The organism is Pseudovibrio sp. W74, assembly GCF_001623085.1.
Lineage (GTDB): Bacteria > Pseudomonadota > Alphaproteobacteria > Rhizobiales > Stappiaceae > Pseudovibrio.
The window spans coordinates 50,579-69,109 of the sequence record NZ_LMCJ01000064.1; the positions used below are offsets into that span (position 1 = coordinate 50,579).

Here is an 18,531-nt window from a genome sequence, read left to right on the forward strand (position 1 = left end):
GTTTTTGCGTGTGCGTTTGTATGGATGTGTTGTGCTTTCCCATGGGCTTTAGGGGGTATGGATCCCGGCTCGGGGGCCGGGAAGACACCGAGGGGTTCGCCAGCATGAGGCCTAGATCTCGCGAGTTCCCAGAGACTGGCAGAAGCGGAGCAAGTAACCGTCTGGATCGGCGATGACAAACTGGCGATTGCCGACTTCAGTGTGTTTTTTGCGGTACCACTTGTCCTCGGGCTCCAGAAAGAGCGAGACCTGCGCTTGCTTCAGTGCATGGAGCATAGGCTCTATGGTTTCCACCTCAATCTGCACGTTCAATCCCCTGCCGAATGGATAGGATTGCGGGACGTGGCCATTGTCGAACGTTCTGCCAGTGCCAATCTGGTCGATCATGATCTCCGCGAGGCCAAGGCGCAGATAACAAAACCCTTCTTCTGGCCGCTCGTAGACGCATTCAAAGCCAAGCACCTCGCAATAAAAGCGCTTGGATGCAAGCCAATCGGAGACGGCGAATTCAGGGACCAGCGGGCTGCTCATGCCGGAACGAGGCCGAGCAGGTTTGGTAGGGTGGTCATGGATTGGAACGGGTGGGCTCCGAAGAGGTTTGAGGGTGCCGGGATGGATTCTGGCGTGTAGGCGAAGCAGCGCATGCCCGCGCTGGCGGCGGCTTTCATGCCGGTGGCGCTGTCCTCAATGACGACGCAGTGCTCCGGGTTGATGCCTGCTCTCTTCGCGGCGTGCAGGAACAGGTCTGGCGCGGGTTTGCTGGCGCCGACATCCGTTGCGGTGAAGACGTTGCCGTCAAACCATGGCAGCAGGCCGGTGATTTCCAGCGACATGCGGACCGTGAACGGATGTCCGTTGGAGCCGACGCAGATGGGGATTTTTGCGTTGGCGAGTTGCTTTATCACCTGCTGAATGCCGGTAACGGGCTGGACTTCCTTTTCCAGCAGCGCGTTTGATTGCTCGTGGAAGTCCTTGTTCCAATGGCTGGGCGCGTTCAGGCCTTGCTCTTTAAGGTAGGCGTCAACCTCGCGGCTGGTTTTGCCGACGAACATCTCCCAGCATTGCTGAAAGGTGAGCGGCGCGCCGTAGGACTGCAGCAAACGGTGCAGAGTGCGGATGTAGAGCGGCTCGGAGTCGACAAGCACGCCATCACAATCAAAAATCACAAGTTTGGGTGGGGCCGATAAAAAAGACACTGCAATATTCCCGAGAGTAAAACCGGAGCCTAGCTTTTGGAGGCGGGCGTGGCAAGCGTGGTTTGATTGGCGGGCCTTGCGAGGGCTAGCCTGCCACTTTGCGCATGAGGGCTTCGATTGGGCCGCGTTTGAAGAACTGGTTCCAGATGAGGGCATAGACGACTGCTGTAGCGCAGAAAATGGCTGAGGCGAGGAAGGCTGCCTGCGGGGTTTGGCCGCCGAGCAGGCCGAGTTCTTCCATCACGCCCATGCCGAGCAGGATGTGGGCGAGGTAGAGTGTGAGGGTCTGGCGGCCTGCGGGGTTGAGGACGGTCAGCACGCCGAGGCTTTTCAACATTGGGGCTGCGCGCAGGCATACGCCGACGACCATGGAGGCGACGGACATGCCAGCCATCAGGTAAAACGGCATTGGCGGCACCGGGCTTGTGCCCACCAGATCGGCCAGTTCCGGCTCTACCATCGCGATGAGTGGTTGCAGGTAAGCGCTGACAGCGTTGACGAACAGGAAGGCCAGAAGGCCGCCGAACATGAGCGCATCTTGCGTTTTGGTGGAGGAGAGGTTTGAGCGGCTGAGCATCACGCCAAACAGTAGGAACCCAAGCCACGGGATGACCGGGTGCCAGCCGTTGAAGAACAGATTGCGGATGAAGCCGACGGGTGTCCAGAATTCGGGATAGGTCAGGTCGTTCCAGTTCCAGCCAGCGTCATAATCCAGCAGGATGACCATGAGCACGGAGGTGGCCGCCAGACCCGCAATGAGCCAGCCCAGAGCGCGGGTGCTCAATGGCAGCAGCAGAGCGCCGAAGAGGAAGTAGAACGCGTAGTAGTGCAGGATGTCAGCATCAAAAATGAGCATGTTGAGCAGGCCGAGCACGAGCAGGAAGGCAGCGCGTTTGAACGTGGTGAAGATGGTGAGGTTAAGCTCCCCTTTCATCCCCGCCAAACCAAGCCCGATGCCTGCCAGCACAACGAAGGTGGCTGCAGCTCGTCCTTCCAGTGCGTAGATGATGTTACTGAGGATACCCTCAGCACCTTCTGCACCCATTACGATGGAGAAGTTGACAATCACCATACCCACGAAGGCGATGAACCTGGCAAGGTCCAGCCCCTCCAGTCGCCCGATTTTAGTTGCTGCAGCCATCACGTTCCTATCCGACCTGATATGGCCTATACTGTTCGTTCTGCCTCCCAAAGCACGCCGCGTTCATTTACAACTACGCACCGCACTCTAACATCTTTGTCGGAGCGAATTCTTTTCGTTTGCTTGAATCCAATCAAACGGAACACGCTCTAAACCCCAACGGGTTGCATGCCCTTTACCTTCTTCGTAATGCCGCCAAACAAGGTTTGAATTGCAAGTGCGCTGGCATCATTGGTTGCGATGTTTCCGGCCTGTGATGTGCTTGCTGCTGCATACAAAACAGCGTCCAGCGAGGCGATGATCCAGCTGTTTGGGATGAAGGAGAGAATGTCGCCTTCTTCCTTTGCGCGATCAATTAAATCACAGAGTTCCTTGTCGTGGCGCTTGATTTCTCTAGCAATTTCGGGATCATCCCAGACGTCGGGATTCTTCCAGAGGAAGTGACAGGAATCTGCATAAGGCACCAGAGCGCCTACAATGGCTTTGAGCTGTTCAAACGCTTTGCGCTTGCCTTTGATGGCTGCATAAGACGCTTCGTCCATCTGGTCTAAAGCGCGCAAGGCCACGTCACGCAGCAATTCCTCACGTGTGCCAATAACACGGTGAAGAGTTACGCGTTTTACGCCTGCGGCCTCTGCAATATCTGCCAGAGACGCCCGTGGCTGATTGTTGAGCACACGTACGGCTGCTTCCAGCAGTTTGTCTTTTGTGGTGTTGTTCAATGGTATCGACATGATACTTATATGTATCATTAGATACACAACTGTCAATAAAGGTCCTGTAATTTTCTGCAGGAAATAAGAAGGTTAAAAGCCCATGTTTCTTCTCAATACGACGGATTTTTTATGAGTATTATCAAAAGAATGTGCCAAGCTTGCTTTGTGGCACCGGCTCTTTTCATGAGCGTGATTATTTGCCCACCAGCCTTGGCTGATCATTGGGTGCCCTGGGCGTTTTCATGGGACAAGAATGGCGCAACACAGCAGCATATCAGCCCGCAGCAGGGCTTGAGTAAAATAAAGACAACCTCTCTGTGGAGCCCGGATGGGGAACTACTGGTGATTCAGCTGGTTTCTTCGAAGAGCTTCAAAAAGACAGTTGAGTTGCTGGACAAGGACATTTCCTCCAACAGCAATCCGGAATTGATTGCCAGGTATGGTACGCTTCTGACGTATGGGGCCTATATGTCGGAGGATGAAGGCGAGATGGCTGAGCTGGCAGCCCGTGCTGATGTTTATTTTGATCAGGCACTGAGTCAAGATAAGGCCAGCTGGGGCGCGTGGCTTGGGAAAGCGACACTCTATGGCTTCTCTCATAAGCGGGATCAGGAGGCCTCCTCCATCAAAATCCTGAAGTCCATGATTGAGGCGCAGCAGAAAACCAAGTCCAACTGGCATCATGTGTACCCGTATCTGGTGCTTGGGGCTATTTATGAGCAGAAGCGGGACTTTCTGACTGCCAAAGAAATCTGGACAGAAGGCCTGCAGCACTTCCCCAATAACGAAGCACTGCATGCAAAAATGATTGACTGATCTGATGTGCTGGCGAGATAACCTCTTGCCAGCCCCTCTCTTGCTACTTTTTCTTCAATGCTCTGATGAAGGAATGCGCTGTTAGTCCGTGCAGGATAACGCTGAGGCCGATGGTGGTTACAGCTGTTGATGCGATGACGGAACTGCCCGGCAAGTTCGCATCCAGCACGATAATAGCGAAGACGATGCTTGCCAGGCCTCGTGGGCCAAACCAGCCAATAAAGAGCTTTTCTTTTGTGCTCAAAGGCTCACCGCGCAAGACGAAAAGGACAGGCAGAATTCTGACGACCGTCAGGCTCAGGATGGAATAGGCCAGGATTTCCCAAGTGAACTCGTGCAGGACTGAGCCGATGATAGCTGCACCAAAAATGAGCCATGTCATGAGGGAGAGCGAGTCCCCTATTCCTTCTGCTGAATCCAGGAGCTGTTCTTTGTAGGGCTTCTCCAGCCAGCCGAAAACAATACCGCCCACAAAGGCCGCGATGAACCCGCTGCCACCTGCCAGTTGCGCGACTGAAAAGCAGCAGATCGCTAGAGCAACGACAGTCACTTGCTCCCACGTTTTGGATTGCTCCTTGGTCTGGAAAGAGTAATCAATGATCTGCCCAGCGAGAATGGCAATGCCAATCCCCACAAGAACACCCAGGCCGATCTGCTCAGCAAGCAATTGCGCGGCCATTTTGTTCAGGTGGCTTATCAGGGATGGATCAGCTGCAATTGGGAGGAGAGAAAACACAATTGGAACGCAGATGCCGTCGTTTAACCCGCTTTCGGCGTTCAGAGTTCCTCTGATCTTGGCTGGTACAGAGGGATCTGTCACCACGGCCTTGCCAAGTGCGGCATCCGTTGGAGCAAGTAAAGCGGCCAGAATTGCAATCTCGATGACAGGGAGTTGTGGCAGTAGCGCCATCCCGGCTCCGATGCCAAATATGATTGTGAGCGGCAAGCCAACCAAGAGGAGCCGTCGTGGCAAGTCAATGTTGGTGGCAAGGACCTTGAGATTTGCTTTGGCCGCATCCGTAAACAAAACAATGGCAAGGGCCAACTCGGCCAAAGTCTTGATAGATTCATTGGTGAGTTTGACCTGAAACCACCCCAAACCGTCATTGCCAAGCAAAAAGCCAATAATGCAAAACAGCAATGCTCCATTGATCGGCTTTTGCTCCAGCCGTCGGCTCATCACGCTGTACAAAAAAACCACTGCAAAGATGACGGTCAGATTTTGATAGGACATTTGGCCATTTTAATCCCGGCGGTGTCCACTATTCGTGTTCAATGGATCGCCTTTAAGTTGCGCATTCCCGATACTCTAAGAAGATAGTCTTTGCATTGGTTTAAGCTGCACAAGCCGATTTTCCTCAGCGCCTCAACAGTCTCATTGCTGCCCAACGAAGACCTGTGTCGAATAATCAATCACTATTTGCTCGTCCTCCCCCCAATGTTCTTGCAGGATCTGATCAAGCTCCATCAGGAAAACGCCGTTGCTTGCTTTGATCGCAGCTTGAACTTTTGAGGAGGATTTGGCCATTTCAACAAAATCCTGATGTGACATGGAACGGGACCAAGGGAACCGCCGAACGTTTGCCTGAGCAAAGCCTGCCTTTTGCATCTCCTGCGCATAGTCGAACCTGCGGTAATCTCTTGAGTAACTGGTGTTGTGCGTTTCGATTAAGGTTTCATAGGCATGCATGAAAGCGCAGGCTTCCAGCTGCCGGTTGTTCTCAATAATCACCAGACACCCCTGCGAGGTGAGCACACGCTGCGCTTCCCGGTAGAACTTCGGTCGATCAAACCATTGTGCGGCCTGTGCGACGGTGATGAGATGAAAGGCACTGTCTTCGAACGGAAGCTTTTCAGCAGCGGATTGATGCCAAGACACTTCACCTGCCTTATCCCTTGCTTTTGCCTGAGACAGCATGTCTTCGTTGACGTCGCATCCTGTAAACTTGCTGCCTGGTGACAGCCCTTGAAGTTGGCGCGTCAAAATTCCGGTGCCGCAGCCAACATCCAATAGATGCCCCTGCTCTGCACCTTTGGACTCCTCCAACAGATCCACGATGTGATCCAGCGCATCCTGTGGGTAGCGCGGGCGAGCTTGGTCATAGATTTTCTGCAGGCCGGAAAATGCGTGATCACTTGCGATATTCATGAAGCACCTCAATTTTGCATACATAAGTATACAAAAATCAAACCTAGCTCAAGTTGTTATTGGCAGATCATGTATCAGACACCCGAAGGTGGGATGTTCAGTTTCAGATATTCAGGCCAATCAACACTGTGATGTTTGATGTAAACTCACTTGTTCGATCTGTGTCGGGCACGGTAGGTTTCTTCCATGAAAACAACGAATGATATCATTGATGGTGTACCCGTCATCGAAAAGCTCAGTGTTGATGAGCTTGCTGCTGGGAAACACCGTTTCTTCTTTAAAGCCTCCACAGACTCCCTGGGAAATTACCACCGTATTCCGGTGATTGTGGTCAAGGGTGCGGAACCCGGAACAAAGCTATTCATTCAGTCAACGCTGCATGGGGATGAGGTTCAGGGGGTGGATGTGATCCACCAGTTGTTACCGCATATTGATCCAGCAGCTCTGAAAGGTACTGTTGTTCTGGTACCGGGCGCAAACCCTCCCGGCATGCAGCTGGCTTCGCGCTACTACCCTTCGCAAAATGAGACACAGACCTTCACAAACCTCAATCGCATGATGCCGGGGGATGCGAAGAGCTCAAATGCGGGAAGCCGGTATGCCTATGCGCTTTGGCATAATCTTTACATGGACAATGCGGATATCTTTCTGGACCTGCATACGGATTCAACCGGAACAGCTTTCCCATTCTTTATGTTCGCAGACTTCCGCAGTGCAGATGTATGTCGACTGGCCGCTCTTCAACCTGCAGATCAGATCCTTGAAGATGACGGTATTGATGGCTCGGTTGAGACTGAGTTGGTTCGGGCTGGCGTTCCATCGCTTACCATCGAGCTGGGCTGTGCCAATGTGTTTGATCCGGATATGACCCAGCGCGGCGTTCAGGGCATTTTGAACACCTTGATCGACTATGGGATGATTGCGGGCAAAGTGAACCTGCTTGGGATTGAAAGCTTTGTGGGGAACGACGATATGTCGATCACTGCAGACACTGGCGGGTTTGCGCGTGTGTTGGTGCAGCTCAATCAGGAGGTGACCAAAGGCCAGCTGGTTGCCACCATGACAAACGCTTTCGGCGATGTAGTGGCGAAGTACACTGCGCCTTGTGATGGGCGCGTGCTTTCCGTTTGCACCACTCCTTTACGGGAACCGGGCGCGACCATCGTGCAAATACTGCGACGGGTATAGGTCTCACAGTGAGAGCAGGCCGCTTCGTAGTGACCTGCTCTCGTCTTTTATTTATGCATATCGTTTGGCACCGACCACACAGCCAACCACAACGACTGTCGCTGCAATCATCATTGACGAAATCGTCTCCTGAAGCAGCAATGCTGCAAGCATGAGGCCGAAAAATGGCTGCAGGAGCATAAGCTGTCCAACACCCGCTGCACCGCCCAAAGCCAGCCCGCGATACCAGAACACAAAGCCAACCAACATTGAGAAGACAGATACGTACATGAGGCCATACCACGCGGTGGACTGACTGTCTGGCAGTTGAGCAGGTACACTCAGGATTGCAGCCACCAGCATGACTGGAAGAGCCAGCACAAGTGCCCATGAAATGACCTGCCAGCCTCCCAGCTTTCTTGAAAGTGTCGCCCCTTCTGCATATCCAAGGCCACACACAATAATTGCGCCGAACATGTACAGTGAGCCGAGCAGTGAGCCTTCTGCATTTTGTGAGAGTGCAAACACCGCCACAGCAAGACTGCCCACACCTGAGAACACCCAGAAGAATGGTTTTGGTCTTTCCCCTCCTCTCAACACAGCGAAGATTGCCGTTGAGAATGGTAAAACTCCCATCAGAACCAGTGACTGGGCTGCTGTCATCTGCGCGAGCGCTAATGCAGACAGCAATGGGAAGCCGATCACCACACCAAGTGCAACGACTGCCAATGACAAGATATCCTGCCGTTTTGGGAGAGGCTGTCTCAGCACGCTCAGCAACGCAATGCCCAGCAATGCAGCAATCACTGCGCGTATGCTTGTCAGAAAGAATGGATCAAATCCGGCGACAGCTGTGCGTGTTGCGGGCAAAGAGCCGCTGAAAATTATGACACCGAGCAGACCGTTTCCCCAGCCTGCTGAGCCTCTTTGTGCCAGTGATGCTTGCATCATTCACCTCCGTTTTCTGTTTTTTAGCGAGGTGGGGCTAGGCACAACAGCCACAAAACAATACAATTACGAGAAACTGTACTGCTACAATCGTCAATACAGCAGGTGAGATGTAAAATGGCTTATGGGCAACAAACACAACGCGTGATGCAAGCGGTGCGCAGCAAGATCAGCAGCCGCGCGTTGGAACCGGGTGAGAAACTGCCAAGCATCCGGGGGTTTGCCTCAACAATGAATGTTTCCGCTTCGACAGTGGTTGAGGCTTATGACCGCCTTGCTGCCGAAGGGATTATCTTTGCCCGCAAAGGGGCCGGGTTTTATGTCTCCCCGAAAACGCAACCCTTTACGGTTTCAGAGATTGGACCGCATCTGGACAGGGAGATCGATCCGTTCTGGGTCTCTCGTCAATCGCTGGATACCGGCCGAGATATGCTCAAACCCGGATGTGGCTGGATGCCTGCGGATTGGATGCCGAATGCATCCCTGCGCAAGGCCATTCGTAATTTGAGCAAGGCGGATGATCACTTGCTATCAGATTATGCCAGCACGCGAGGGGCCAGCAATCTGAGACGGTTGCAGGCTAGGCAGTTTGCAGCAGAAGGGATTGAGGTTGATCCGAACCAGATTTTGCTGACTGGCTCTGCGACCCAATCCATTGACCTGTTGTGCCGGTTTTTGCTGCGCCCCGGAGACAAGGTTCTTGTCAGTGACCCGTGTTACTTCAACTTTCAGGCAATCCTGAAAGCGCATCAAGTTGAGATTGTGAGCGTGCCGTACACCAAGACAGGCATGGATTGTGAGCAGTTTGAGCAGGCTGTTGTGGAGCATAAGCCACGTTTTTACATCTCCAACACCTCCTTGCATAACCCCACTGGGGTCACCCTCTCTCCTCAAGGTGCTCATAAGATCCTGAGTATCGCGACCCGGCATGATCTCATCCTGATTGAGGATGATGTGTTTTCTGAGTTTTTGCCAGAAATAACGCCGCGCCTGACTGCCTTGGGCGGCTTTGATCGCGTGATCCGTCTTGGCAGCTTTTCAAAGACACTTTCGGCTTCAGTTCGGTGCGGATACATCGCTGCCAAACCAGAATGGATTGAAGCATTGGTTGACCTGCAAGTAGCCACCAGCTTCGGCGGCCCAAGTCCGATTGCGACAGAATTGATTTACTCCTGCCTGAGTGATGGGCCTTACCGAAAGCACATGGAGGCCTTGCGTATTCGCCTTGCCAAAACACGGCGCGAGGTTTCCGCCAATCTGGCAGAGCTGGGCATTCAGACCTGGTTGATGCCAGAAGGCGGATTTTACCTCTGGTGCTCGCTGCCGGAAGGTGTTGATTCAGCAGAACTCGCCCGCGCAGCCCTGCAGCAAAACATGGTTCTTGCCCCGGGTGATGTCTTCAGCCCAACCCAATCCATGGGCCAGTTCATGCGCTTCAACGTCAGCCAGATGGGGAACCCGATGACCTATGAGATTCTGGCGGACGTGATGTGCAATCTTTAGTGGCTTATTGACGACCTCAATTCAGTAGGAACAAGCCCCCAAATCTTTGTTCTGGGGGCTTGTGGTTGATGTCACGCCTCTACAAATTCATCTGCGAGTAAGGCTGAGTGCACTTGTGTTCTCAGGTTAGTATGATCAGCAAGTTGAAGGCGCACGACTGCGCCGTGTTTGGGAGGTTTCTTCAATTGAAGAGGTTCGTCGTTTCCATCAAGAAGCCCTCCTTGACTGGCGAGTAGTTTCAGGGCGTTTCGTGACACTCCCAGCTCCTGAGCGAGCAATCTATCCAGTCTCAGATTGACGGGCATGACTGCGTTCAGTGTGATTTCGAGAACCGTCCAGTCCCGTGCCGTGCCCTCCACGATTTGCTTATGAATGGTAATCATCCCCTCACCTTCCCTTAACGCAGCGATGGCGGGTAAGCCCGTTTTGTCGAAGGCGTACTTTTTCACTTGCTCCGGGCAATTGATTTGCAGTGCTTCGAGTAGGCTCGGGGTGATCTGCTTGCGGTTGCGACGCTCAAAAATCGGGCGGTTCCACGTGGCATCGCAGGTCATGCATTTGTAAATGAGCCATGCGTCCAGTCTGGTGTCATTTGCATTGAGGCGGAACTTCCCTGATGGTTTGAAGGTCTTAAGAACACCGCAGTTCTTGCAGGGAATAATCGGGTTTGGTGGGTTTTCTGGTTGAAGCGTCCAGACGCATTTAAGCGATTTCGACATGCTTTTGGAATTCCACTTGTCAAAAAGCGGATGCGCAGCATGACGCCGTTACAGCACACGGTAAGGCTAAGGATTTTATAGAAAGCAGCGCGCAAAAATGCGCAAGGATAGTGCCAGAAATCACGAGGCCAAACCGGTCTCATGCCACCATCCGCGCAACAGAAAGCGCCCCGCAAAAGAGTATCTTTTGCAGAACAATGATTGACTATAAGAGACCGGTGATTACATAGGCAAAATTGATTTCTCACGTTGTTAACTAGGCAGTCAGCTCTAGCAAAACACGCCAATCAGCGAAAGAGACTTTGAACGCTACGGAACTTTCCGAGAGCTTGCTGTAGCTTTGCTGCCACATTTACTTAGGTGTAAAGGCTATTTACGGGCACTAAGTCTCTGGTTCGAGGTAACCTTTATAGGAAACGATGTGCCCTACCACTGGAGCTGAAATCTGGACATCAAACGAAAACCGCCCATCCATCTCTTGCTCAAAGCTCTCTCCGTGAGGTAGCAAAATGCGTGGCATGGGTATTGAGAATATAGACCATCTCCGAGGAATAAAGCGCAGCTTTCCCTCATCTAAGACGAGTGCCAGAGCAACCTTCACGGGTCCAAATTGTTCACTCAGAAGGTAACTGTCTTTTCCTCTACCCACTTTCAGAAAAGATTCAAATTCTTTTCCATCAAACGACCGGGTCCAGCTTAGACCATTTTCATCTGGAATCTGGGTGACACGCACATTCGCCGCGTCGTTCGTTTTGGGAAAACCGAACACACGACCTATCATTTTCGAAAGCAGCCCTGAGCCTCGATGAACTACTGCCTGACCTTGCCACGTTTGTTTTTGGCCTGAGCCATGAAAGTTCTGTAATGCAGTTGGAAGAAGATTGAATGCGCTACCAAGCACTTGCTTGAACGGGTTGAGCTCGTCCCTTTGATCTTGCCGGAAGCCCATGCTAATCGGCCTTGTTGCAAAGAGCTTGCTATAGTCTTCCAACTCCAGTTCCCGGGTCGCAGATCTTGCACCTGCTTCGGGCATTTCGCCTGCAGCAATTTTGCGAATAATTGCTTCGATTGCCATGGACGGAATATAGGGGCCATCGTCACCTTCGGCCAACATATGCCATGACTGTTCGACGGGCTTATTATTTGCTGCACCACTTACATGAACAAACATGCCGCCTCTATGCTCGCCAAACTTAAAGAGATTCAATACCCGATAGAAAAGTGGAGATAGCGGCTCAAAGGATGGAAGCCTGAATGTTGACCGCATCCGAGCCATCCAGTTTAACATCTTATGCAAGATCTCAGGAATAGGTCCCGCCCCCATCCAGATCGATTGCATTGTGGGATGCTCAGGTGGCAGGACTTGCAGGTCAGGCACGTCGACTAGCGAAAAATGGGTATTTCTCATGGGCAATTTGCCCGGTACAGAGATCGTGTAGCGTCGTGTTTCAGCAAGACCAATTGCTTGTGCACGTTTGCCTTCACGAAACAGCGTGATTGGCGAACCAGCATAACCAACAATCGCGCGCATTACGTTGAGACCAACTCCAGCAAATGGAGATGGTGCGATACCTCCAGTGACGTGGTGTATCTCCATCGTCTTAGAGATCTCCCGAAGGACACTTGCCGTTAGAACCGGAAAACTGCTCACGCCAGAAATCACAAAAATCCCGGCGGTCTTTGCCTGCTGGTCAAACTGTGAAACACCGAAGACAAAATCTGCGGCATCTGCAAAGTCAAGATAGTTCACTTTAGCTGCAATACAGGCTTCAACGGTGGCATATCTATTTTGACCGTAGGCCTGAAACGGGCCTGAGGCATCAATTACAACATCAGGCTTTATTTCCGGTAGCTGGAGAGCAACATCCGTGCGGTCTAAAGCTAAAGGGGTGAGTGTTGCATCACCACTGTGTTTTTTACAGAAATCTTCAGCCTTATTACGATCACGTCCAGAAACGACAATCTCGAGACTCTCAATATTTAAAAGAAGTTCGATCAGTCGTCCACCAAAGACCCCGTAGCCGCCTAATACCAATATTTTCAAAATAACAGCCTTTTTTTGACTTCAGAATTTTGCACTGAACACAAATCTGCCCTGCCGAAAAACTTGTAGCGGTTACGAGCTACAACCCCGTATATCGCATCCTGCACAAAGCGCGGTAGAATTCGCAATACAAACAGTATGTTCCATACTCCGCCAAGGCGTAAGCCAATGCGTATCAGCGCATCCAAAGAGGTATGTGCCGCTCCATTTTCCAGATATAGCCAGGTCGATGGATTCGATGGATCAAGTCCATAATGGACAGCCAATGCCTGCCCCAGTCTGGATTGCAGAGGCACAATCCTGAACTCTACTTTCCTATCATTCCTTGCTATCCACGCAGCTCCCTTCGCACACAGTCCGCAGTGGGCATCCATGATTGAAATGGGTCCATCATCTGGGAATGCTGGGATACTGCTATCATCCCGATAGGAGAACTTGAGTTGCTTCGTTTCCATGCACAAGAGTTACCATTTTATATTGGTCACTGTAACGCAAAAACCCCGGAGCTGGTGCCCCGGGGTCTTTTTTCGAGCCGCAATGTTTAGCTTGCAGGAATGGCGTTGGGCTTAAGCTTTCGCTTTAGAGGCTTTTTTCGCTTTTTCCTGCGCAAGATCTACAACATCCTCCGCGCGGCCCTCTACGTAGACGCGACCGTAGTAACCATCGAGAAGGAGTTGTTTGATCTCATCGATCAGTGGGTACCGTGGGTTAGCACCGGTGCACTGGTCATCGAATGCTTCCACAGCGACTTCGTCGAGTTTCGCCATGAACTGCTCTTCAGTGATACCCAGGTCTTTGAAGCCTGCTGGGATCTCAAGAGCCTTCTTGACGCTTTCTACCCAAGCAACCAGTTTCTCAACCTTTGCTTCACGGCTGTCTCCAGCTGCTGTGAGGCCCAGATGGTCAGCAATATCGCCGTACCGGCATTTTGCCTGAGGACGCGCATACTGAGAGAATGCGGTCTGCTTGGTTGGGTTGTCATTTGAGTTGTAGCGGATCACGTTAGAGATCAGCATGGCATTGGCCAAACCGTGCGGTACGTGGAACGCTGCACCTACTTTGTGTGCGATAGAGTGGCAAACACCGAGGAAGGAGTTCGCAAATGCGATACCTGCGATGGTTGCACCGTTGTGCACTTTCTCACGTGCATTCGGGGATTCAGCACCCATTTCGTAGGATTCTACGAGGTTCTCTTTAAGCAGTTTGAGAGCCTGCAGAGCCTGACCGTCAGAGTACTCGTTTGCCAGAACAGAGACGTAAGCTTCTGTTGCGTGAGTGATGGCATCAATGCCGCCAAACGCTGTCAGAGACTTCGGCATGTTCATGACAAGGTTCGCATCCACGATTGCCATGTTTGGTGTGAGTTCGTAATCCGCAATTGGGTACTTCATGCCGGTTTCGTCATCAGTCACCACCGCAAACGGGGTTACTTCAGAGCCGGTGCCAGAGGTGGTTGGGATCGCAACCATCTTGGCTTTTTCACCCATTTTAGGGAACTTGTAGATACGTTTACGAATGTCCATGAAGCGCAATGCCAGGTCAGCAAAGTCAACTTCCGGATGTTCGTACATGACCCACATGATCTTTGCTGCATCCATTGGAGAACCACCACCAATTGCAACAATCACATCTGGCTTGAATGCTTTACAAAGGTCAGCGCCTTTGCGCACGATGGACAGTGTTGGATCAGCCTCTACTTCGTAGAAGACATCTGTCTCCATACCCAGGCCTTTGAGAACACGAACAGTCTCATCAGCGTAGCCGTTCTTGAACAAGAATCCATCGGTTACGATCAGTGCGCGCTTTTTGCCTTCCAGATCACCCAGAGCGATTGGCAGACAGCCGCGACGGAAGTAAATGGATTCAGGCAGTTTGTGCCACAGCATGTTTTCAGCTCGCTTCGCAACGGTCTTTTTGTTGATCAGGTGCTTTGGACCTACGTTCTCACTGATGGAGTTACCACCCCAAGAGCCGCAACCCAGTGTGAGGCTTGGTGCGAGGGAGAAGTTGTAAAGGTCACCAATACCGCCGTGGGATGCAGGAGAGTTGATGAGAATACGGGCAGTCTTCATCCGACGGCCAAATTCTTTCACACGGTCTGCGCAGCGGTCCTGATCTGTATAGAACACTGAGGTGTGACCGATGCCGCCCATGGTGACGAGCTTTTCAGCGGTGTCACATGCGTCTTCAAAGCTTTTTGCCTTGTACATTGCAAGCGTTGGAGACAGCTTTTCGTGTGCGAAGGCTTCAGCTTCACTGGCTTCTGTGACTTCACCGATCAGAATCTTGGTACCAGCAGGAACCTTTACGCCGGCCATTTCAGCAATTTTTGGTGCTGGCTGACCTACGATCGCTGCGTTGAGTCCGCCATTTTTCAGCAGCACATCTTTAACAGCCTGAAGCTCTTTGCCTTTCAGCACGTAGCCCTGGTGGCTGGAGAAGCGTTCTTTAACCTGCTCGTAGATTTCCTCGACAACAATAACAGACTGCTCAGATGCACAGATCACGCCGTTATCGAATGTTTTGGACATGAGGACAGAAGCAACAAGGCGCTTCACGTCTGCAAACTCATCAACCACAACCGGGGTGTTACCTGCGCCCACGCCGATGGCTGGTTTACCAGAAGAGTAAGCTGCCTTCACCATGCCCGGACCACCGGTTGCGAGGATCAGGTTGATCTCATCGTGTGTCATCAATGCGTTGGAGAGTTCCACTGTTGGAACGTCAATCCAGCCGATGATGTCTTTTGGCGCACCAGCTTTGATTGCTGCATCCAGAACGATGCGAGCAGCTTCATTGGTTGCCAGCTTTGCACGCGGGTGTGGGCTGAAGATGATACCATTACGGGTCTTCAAAGAAATCAGTGCTTTAAAGATCGCAGTAGAGGTCGGGTTTGTGGTTGGGACAATGCCGCAGATGATGCCTGTAGGTTCAGCAATGGTGATGGTACCAAAGGTGTCATCTTCATCGAGGATACCGCAGGTCTTTTCATCCTTGTATTTGTTGTAGATGTATTCGGAAGCAAACTGGTTTTTGATAACCTTGTCTTCCATTACGCCCATTCCAGTCTCTTCAACCGCCATGCGGGAGAGTGGGATGCGAGCATCCGCAGCAGCCAAAGCCGCTGCACGGAAAATCTTATCTACCTGCTCTTGTGTGTATGTAGCGTAAGTCCGTTGCGCTTTTTTAACCCGAGCAACCAGGGCGTCTAATTCTTCGCGATTAGTGACAGGCATTCTCTTCTCCGTAGGCAAAATCCGAAGCAGAAACGTGACAAACTATCCGTACATGTCACAAAACAGCTCTAGGGAGGAAACCGCTCTTCTGTTCGACACAGGCATTATTGGGTCACATTGTACTTTAGGCGCATGACTTAAGTCAAAAATCAGAGATATATGAATAGGATGTCATAAAACTTGCAATCTGAAGGCTACTCTCAGAGACCAGAATTGCCATAATAATCGAACTTGTCATTTATTGCATAGCATTGCATACAGTTTCCACCCGTAAAATCAGTGATATTACACTTTATATTCAATGAGTTAATGCGGGGTGAGATCGCGATTTTTACTGGGAGATAGCCAGCGATTTGCTTATAGGACAACTGCACTGTCTTATACTGTGTGAAAGTTCTTTTCCTGCAATAATTTGCTGGTAGTTTCACCTAGTGCTTGTGAATAGTGCGCTCTGGCTGCACAAAATACGATATTACCCGTATTTAATGTGACTCATTTTTACAAATTCCATGAGTCTGGCAGGTATTGGCGACTTACAGATCCCAAAACGGACAGGAAGCTGTAAAGGTATTGTATTCACCACCTATGGGATGACGCAGCTCAAGCGTTTGCGCGTGGAGGTGCAATTGCTCTGAGAACACCAGCGCCTCTCCGTCTGCGTAGAAGCGGTCTCCCACAATGACGTGACCAAGCGCGAGCATATGTACGCGAAGTTGGTGAGAGCGGCCTGTGACTGGCATCAACCTTACAAGGGTCGTCGCGTCCTCTCGGCGGACCACTTCCCAACGCGTGAGTGCTGAACGGCCCTGCTCATGGTCAACCATCTGTTTTGGGCGATTGGGCCAGTCACATCGTAAAGGAAGATCAACCTCTCCCTGATCCTCAAAGACATGACCCCATACGCGAGCAATGTAAGTTTTTCGCGTCATGCGCTTTTCGAACTGAAGCCCAACATGACGGTGCGCGTCTTTGTTCATGGCCATCACAAGCAGGCCAGAGGTATCCATATCCAACCGATGGATGGTTGTTGCTGTTGGGTAGATGGATTGAGCGCGGCTTTCCAAACAGTCCCTATGCTCTTCTGCGCGACCAGGAACACTCAACAAACCACTCGGCTTGTTGAGGACCAGAAGCTGCTCATCCTGATGGACGACATCAAGGAAGGGCTCCATGGGTGGTGCGTAGATAAAGGATGGGCTCGGAGTGTTCATGGAGGGGCTTATAACGGCTTGTAAGCAAACGTCAACGGATGAGCTTGTCTGTGTTGTACGAGACTGCAACAGCCCCATATAACCGTCAGTATCCTGTTTTTATGAGGTTCCTATGATTGGCAATTTTAATTCTGAATTTGAAAAGATCACTGACTACTGGTCCCCTCGCGTCGTCGCTCAAGTGAACGACCAGTATGTTAAGGTTGCCAAGGTCAAAGGAGATCTCGCCTGGCACAAGCATGATGACGAAGATGAACTCTTCTATGTTGTGAAAGGCAGTGTCATTATTGAGTACGAGGGGGAAGCTGTTACCCTAAATAAGGGTGACTTTCATGTTGTCCCCAAAGGTAAAATGCATAACCCGGTTGCTCAAGAGGAATGCTGGATCGTGCTCATTGAGCCGGTAGCGACAAAGCACACGGGCGATGTTGTGACTGAGAAGACGAAGTCTTTGGCGGATCAGCTGGCATAACGCCCTACTAAGGCAGCAGGGCTAATTCCGAATAAGCGGAATCTGGTGTCTTTACATTCAACGCATGCTGAATTACGCTTACGTTAACACGATGCCTGATGCGTAATACGTAGCGCGCTACTTAATACACCTTAGGCATCTGCCCGGATTTTTCAAACACTGTAATTTAACAGATGGAGGGAACAAATATGAGCATGGACGCACTTTTGAATGACCTGAAAGGCCGCGTAGAATCCAGCGACTTTGACAGCTCAATCAAGTTTGACTGTGGTGACGAAGGTGTTCTGGTGATTGATGGCAATTTCATCTCCACCGACAACAAAGACGTTGATTGCACAATCGGCGTTACCTTTGAAGACCTTCAGTCTCTGATTGCTGGCGATCTGGACCCAACAGCGGCATTCATGCAGGGCAAGTTCACTATTGATGGTGACATGAGCGTTGCAATGAAACTTAGCCAGCTGATGTAATCTCAGCTGCTAAAAGATCGTGCATTCGGGCCACGTGCCCGGATGCCGCATAGACTAAAGTCTACGCAGATTCCTGCATTCTATGCTCGATAAGTTGCTGCAAAAACATCGCCCAGTGCTCGATGTAAGCCTGTTTATCTTCTTCCTTCATAAACAAACCATCCGAACTGATCAGACCTGTCATCATCTGACGTGAAGCTGTGATGAGCGTCCGCGCGATTGTTTGACTTATTTTATTACTATCGAATATCGCGAGAATTCGATCGTCAGTCACTTTTGCGAAGTTGTCGAAGGTGGGTTTGATGCGGCGACGCAGCGAGTCTTCCGTTCGCGCTGCAACAAGAATTTCCACCATGGTGAGGTACTCAGGAGAGTTCGCCTGATTCGTCCACCATTTGATAGTCAGCTCAGAAATTCTACTTTTATCCTCACCGATTTCGTTCAACCACTCCAAAGTCAACCGAACGGATTTCGCGAGCAACCTTTCCAGAACAAAGACCATCAGATCTTCTTTAGTCGGGAAATGATGCTGCAGCGCACCCTGCGAAAATCTGGTCTTTTCGGTAATTTTCTTAATAGATGCACGGTGATAGCCAAACTCATGCAAACAGCTGATAGCCGCAAGGAGGATCTCCTTACGCATGCGGTCACTCTTCTCTGCCTGAGTAGATTTTCGCGTTTCGCCGGTATCTTGAAAATTATTTTTCATGGAGCCTCACATCAACGCTTGTAAAAAAACCATA

Annotated in this window: 18 protein-coding genes; 5 read left to right on the forward strand and 13 right to left on the reverse strand. The window is 51.2% G+C overall.

Features of this window, described 5'->3' with window-relative positions; translation table 11 throughout:
* Window positions 1-111 precede the first annotated feature (111 nt).
* The 4 genes from PsW74_RS27305 to PsW74_RS27320 form a co-directional block, all read right to left on the reverse strand.
* Complete coding sequence (locus PsW74_RS27305; protein ID WP_063286953.1) at window positions 112-531, reverse strand: VOC family protein; 420 nt, start codon at window positions 529-531, stop codon at window positions 112-114.
* Window positions 528-1,196: an HAD family phosphatase gene (locus PsW74_RS27310; RefSeq protein ID WP_208988187.1), complete on the reverse strand. Its 669-nt coding sequence runs from the start codon at window positions 1,194-1,196 to the stop codon at window positions 528-530. Before PsW74_RS27310 ends, PsW74_RS27305 begins: the two co-directional genes overlap by 4 nt.
* Window positions 1,197-1,281: 85 nt before the next feature.
* Window positions 1,282-2,337 carry a DUF418 domain-containing protein gene (locus tag PsW74_RS27315; protein ID WP_063286952.1) on the reverse strand — a complete coding sequence of 352 codons (1,056 nt, stop codon included), beginning with the start codon at window positions 2,335-2,337 and terminating at the stop codon, window positions 1,282-1,284.
* A 149-nt stretch (window positions 2,338-2,486) separates the two neighbouring features.
* A complete protein-coding gene (locus tag PsW74_RS27320; RefSeq protein WP_208988188.1) occupies window positions 2,487-3,071 on the reverse strand; it encodes a TetR/AcrR family transcriptional regulator in 585 nt (194 codons plus the stop codon).
* Between the two features lie 165 nt (window positions 3,072-3,236).
* Here PsW74_RS27320 and PsW74_RS27325 point away from each other — a divergent pair, with 165 nt between their 5' ends.
* Complete coding sequence (locus PsW74_RS27325) at window positions 3,237-3,869, forward strand: hypothetical protein (protein WP_153041660.1); 633 nt, start codon at window positions 3,237-3,239, stop codon at window positions 3,867-3,869.
* A 43-nt stretch (window positions 3,870-3,912) separates the two neighbouring features.
* On the opposite strand, the gene PsW74_RS27330 is transcribed toward PsW74_RS27325, so the two are convergent.
* Both PsW74_RS27330 and PsW74_RS27335 read right to left on the reverse strand, forming a co-directional pair.
* Window positions 3,913-5,103, reverse strand: coding sequence for a cation:proton antiporter (locus PsW74_RS27330; RefSeq protein WP_057464745.1), 1,191 nt, complete (start codon window positions 5,101-5,103; stop codon window positions 3,913-3,915).
* A gap of 141 nt (window positions 5,104-5,244) precedes the next feature.
* Window positions 5,245-6,018: a methyltransferase domain-containing protein gene (locus tag PsW74_RS27335; protein WP_063286950.1), complete on the reverse strand. Its 774-nt coding sequence runs from the start codon at window positions 6,016-6,018 to the stop codon at window positions 5,245-5,247.
* A 186-nt stretch (window positions 6,019-6,204) separates the two neighbouring features.
* Between PsW74_RS27335 and PsW74_RS27340 the strand changes: the two genes are divergently transcribed.
* The gene (locus PsW74_RS27340; protein ID WP_063286949.1) at window positions 6,205-7,206 is read left to right on the forward strand and encodes a succinylglutamate desuccinylase/aspartoacylase family protein; all 1,002 of its coding nucleotides are present in this window, start codon (window positions 6,205-6,207) and stop codon (window positions 7,204-7,206) included.
* A 51-nt stretch (window positions 7,207-7,257) separates the two neighbouring features.
* On the opposite strand, the gene PsW74_RS27345 is transcribed toward PsW74_RS27340, so the two are convergent.
* On the reverse strand, window positions 7,258-8,133 hold the full coding sequence (locus PsW74_RS27345; RefSeq protein ID WP_063286948.1) for a DMT family transporter: 876 nt from the start codon (window positions 8,131-8,133) through the stop codon (window positions 7,258-7,260).
* Between the two features lie 117 nt (window positions 8,134-8,250).
* Here PsW74_RS27345 and PsW74_RS27350 point away from each other — a divergent pair, with 117 nt between their 5' ends.
* The gene (locus PsW74_RS27350) at window positions 8,251-9,636 is read left to right on the forward strand and encodes a PLP-dependent aminotransferase family protein (RefSeq protein WP_063286947.1); all 1,386 of its coding nucleotides are present in this window, start codon (window positions 8,251-8,253) and stop codon (window positions 9,634-9,636) included.
* Between the two features lie 71 nt (window positions 9,637-9,707).
* Here the strand turns inward: PsW74_RS27350 and PsW74_RS27355 are convergent, their stop codons facing one another.
* The 5 genes from PsW74_RS27355 to PsW74_RS27375 form a co-directional block, all read right to left on the reverse strand.
* The gene (locus tag PsW74_RS27355) at window positions 9,708-10,355 is read right to left on the reverse strand and encodes a DUF1062 domain-containing protein (protein ID WP_063286946.1); all 648 of its coding nucleotides are present in this window, start codon (window positions 10,353-10,355) and stop codon (window positions 9,708-9,710) included.
* A 382-nt stretch (window positions 10,356-10,737) separates the two neighbouring features.
* Window positions 10,738-12,399 carry an SDR family oxidoreductase gene (locus PsW74_RS27360; RefSeq protein WP_063286945.1) on the reverse strand — a complete coding sequence of 554 codons (1,662 nt, stop codon included), beginning with the start codon at window positions 12,397-12,399 and terminating at the stop codon, window positions 10,738-10,740.
* Window positions 12,396-12,854 carry a DUF393 domain-containing protein gene (locus tag PsW74_RS27365; protein WP_063286944.1) on the reverse strand — a complete coding sequence of 153 codons (459 nt, stop codon included), beginning with the start codon at window positions 12,852-12,854 and terminating at the stop codon, window positions 12,396-12,398. The genes PsW74_RS27360 and PsW74_RS27365 overlap by 4 nt, the downstream gene beginning before the upstream one ends.
* A gap of 111 nt (window positions 12,855-12,965) precedes the next feature.
* Window positions 12,966-15,635 carry a bifunctional acetaldehyde-CoA/alcohol dehydrogenase gene (gene adhE, locus PsW74_RS27370; RefSeq protein ID WP_063286943.1) on the reverse strand — a complete coding sequence of 890 codons (2,670 nt, stop codon included), beginning with the start codon at window positions 15,633-15,635 and terminating at the stop codon, window positions 12,966-12,968.
* Window positions 15,636-16,168: 533 nt separating this feature from the next.
* The gene (locus tag PsW74_RS27375) at window positions 16,169-16,807 is read right to left on the reverse strand and encodes a pseudouridine synthase (RefSeq protein WP_063286942.1); all 639 of its coding nucleotides are present in this window, start codon (window positions 16,805-16,807) and stop codon (window positions 16,169-16,171) included.
* 151 nt (window positions 16,808-16,958) lie between these two features.
* On the opposite strand from PsW74_RS27375, the gene PsW74_RS27380 reads away from it, so the two are divergent.
* Together PsW74_RS27380 and PsW74_RS27385 are read left to right on the forward strand one after the other, a co-directional pair.
* Window positions 16,959-17,318 carry a cupin domain-containing protein gene (locus PsW74_RS27380; protein WP_063286941.1) on the forward strand — a complete coding sequence of 120 codons (360 nt, stop codon included), beginning with the start codon at window positions 16,959-16,961 and terminating at the stop codon, window positions 17,316-17,318.
* Window positions 17,319-17,506: 188 nt separating this feature from the next.
* The gene (locus PsW74_RS27385) at window positions 17,507-17,788 is read left to right on the forward strand and encodes an SCP2 sterol-binding domain-containing protein (RefSeq protein ID WP_063286940.1); all 282 of its coding nucleotides are present in this window, start codon (window positions 17,507-17,509) and stop codon (window positions 17,786-17,788) included.
* Between the two features lie 61 nt (window positions 17,789-17,849).
* On the opposite strand, the gene PsW74_RS27390 is transcribed toward PsW74_RS27385, so the two are convergent.
* Window positions 17,850-18,497: a TetR/AcrR family transcriptional regulator gene (locus tag PsW74_RS27390; RefSeq protein WP_057464755.1), complete on the reverse strand. Its 648-nt coding sequence runs from the start codon at window positions 18,495-18,497 to the stop codon at window positions 17,850-17,852.
* Between the last annotated feature and the right edge of the window lie 34 nt (window positions 18,498-18,531).

Coding starts and splice junctions, on each gene's coding strand:
- PsW74_RS27305 (WP_063286953.1), bottom strand. CDS start 531: ATGAGCAGCCCGCTGGTCCCTGAATTCGCCGTCTCCGATTGGCTTGCA.
- PsW74_RS27315 (WP_063286952.1), bottom strand. CDS start 2,337: ATGGCTGCAGCAACTAAAATCGGGCGACTGGAGGGGCTGGACCTTGCC.
- PsW74_RS27320 (WP_208988188.1), bottom strand. CDS start 3,071: ATGTCGATACCATTGAACAACACCACAAAAGACAAACTGCTGGAAGCA.
- PsW74_RS27325 (WP_153041660.1), top strand. CDS start 3,237: ATGAGCGTGATTATTTGCCCACCAGCCTTGGCTGATCATTGGGTGCCC.
- PsW74_RS27330 (WP_057464745.1), bottom strand. CDS start 5,103: ATGTCCTATCAAAATCTGACCGTCATCTTTGCAGTGGTTTTTTTGTAC.
- PsW74_RS27335 (WP_063286950.1), bottom strand. CDS start 6,018: ATGAATATCGCAAGTGATCACGCATTTTCCGGCCTGCAGAAAATCTAT.
- PsW74_RS27340 (WP_063286949.1), top strand. CDS start 6,205: ATGAAAACAACGAATGATATCATTGATGGTGTACCCGTCATCGAAAAG.
- PsW74_RS27345 (WP_063286948.1), bottom strand. CDS start 8,133: ATGCAAGCATCACTGGCACAAAGAGGCTCAGCAGGCTGGGGAAACGGT.
- PsW74_RS27350 (WP_063286947.1), top strand. CDS start 8,251: ATGGCTTATGGGCAACAAACACAACGCGTGATGCAAGCGGTGCGCAGC.
- PsW74_RS27355 (WP_063286946.1), bottom strand. CDS start 10,355: ATGTCGAAATCGCTTAAATGCGTCTGGACGCTTCAACCAGAAAACCCA.
- PsW74_RS27365 (WP_063286944.1), bottom strand. CDS start 12,854: ATGGAAACGAAGCAACTCAAGTTCTCCTATCGGGATGATAGCAGTATC.
- adhE (WP_063286943.1), bottom strand. CDS start 15,635: ATGCCTGTCACTAATCGCGAAGAATTAGACGCCCTGGTTGCTCGGGTT.
- PsW74_RS27375 (WP_063286942.1), bottom strand. CDS start 16,807: ATGGAGCCCTTCCTTGATGTCGTCCATCAGGATGAGCAGCTTCTGGTC.
- PsW74_RS27380 (WP_063286941.1), top strand. CDS start 16,959: ATGATTGGCAATTTTAATTCTGAATTTGAAAAGATCACTGACTACTGG.
- PsW74_RS27385 (WP_063286940.1), top strand. CDS start 17,507: ATGAGCATGGACGCACTTTTGAATGACCTGAAAGGCCGCGTAGAATCC.
- PsW74_RS27390 (WP_057464755.1), bottom strand. CDS start 18,497: ATGAAAAATAATTTTCAAGATACCGGCGAAACGCGAAAATCTACTCAG.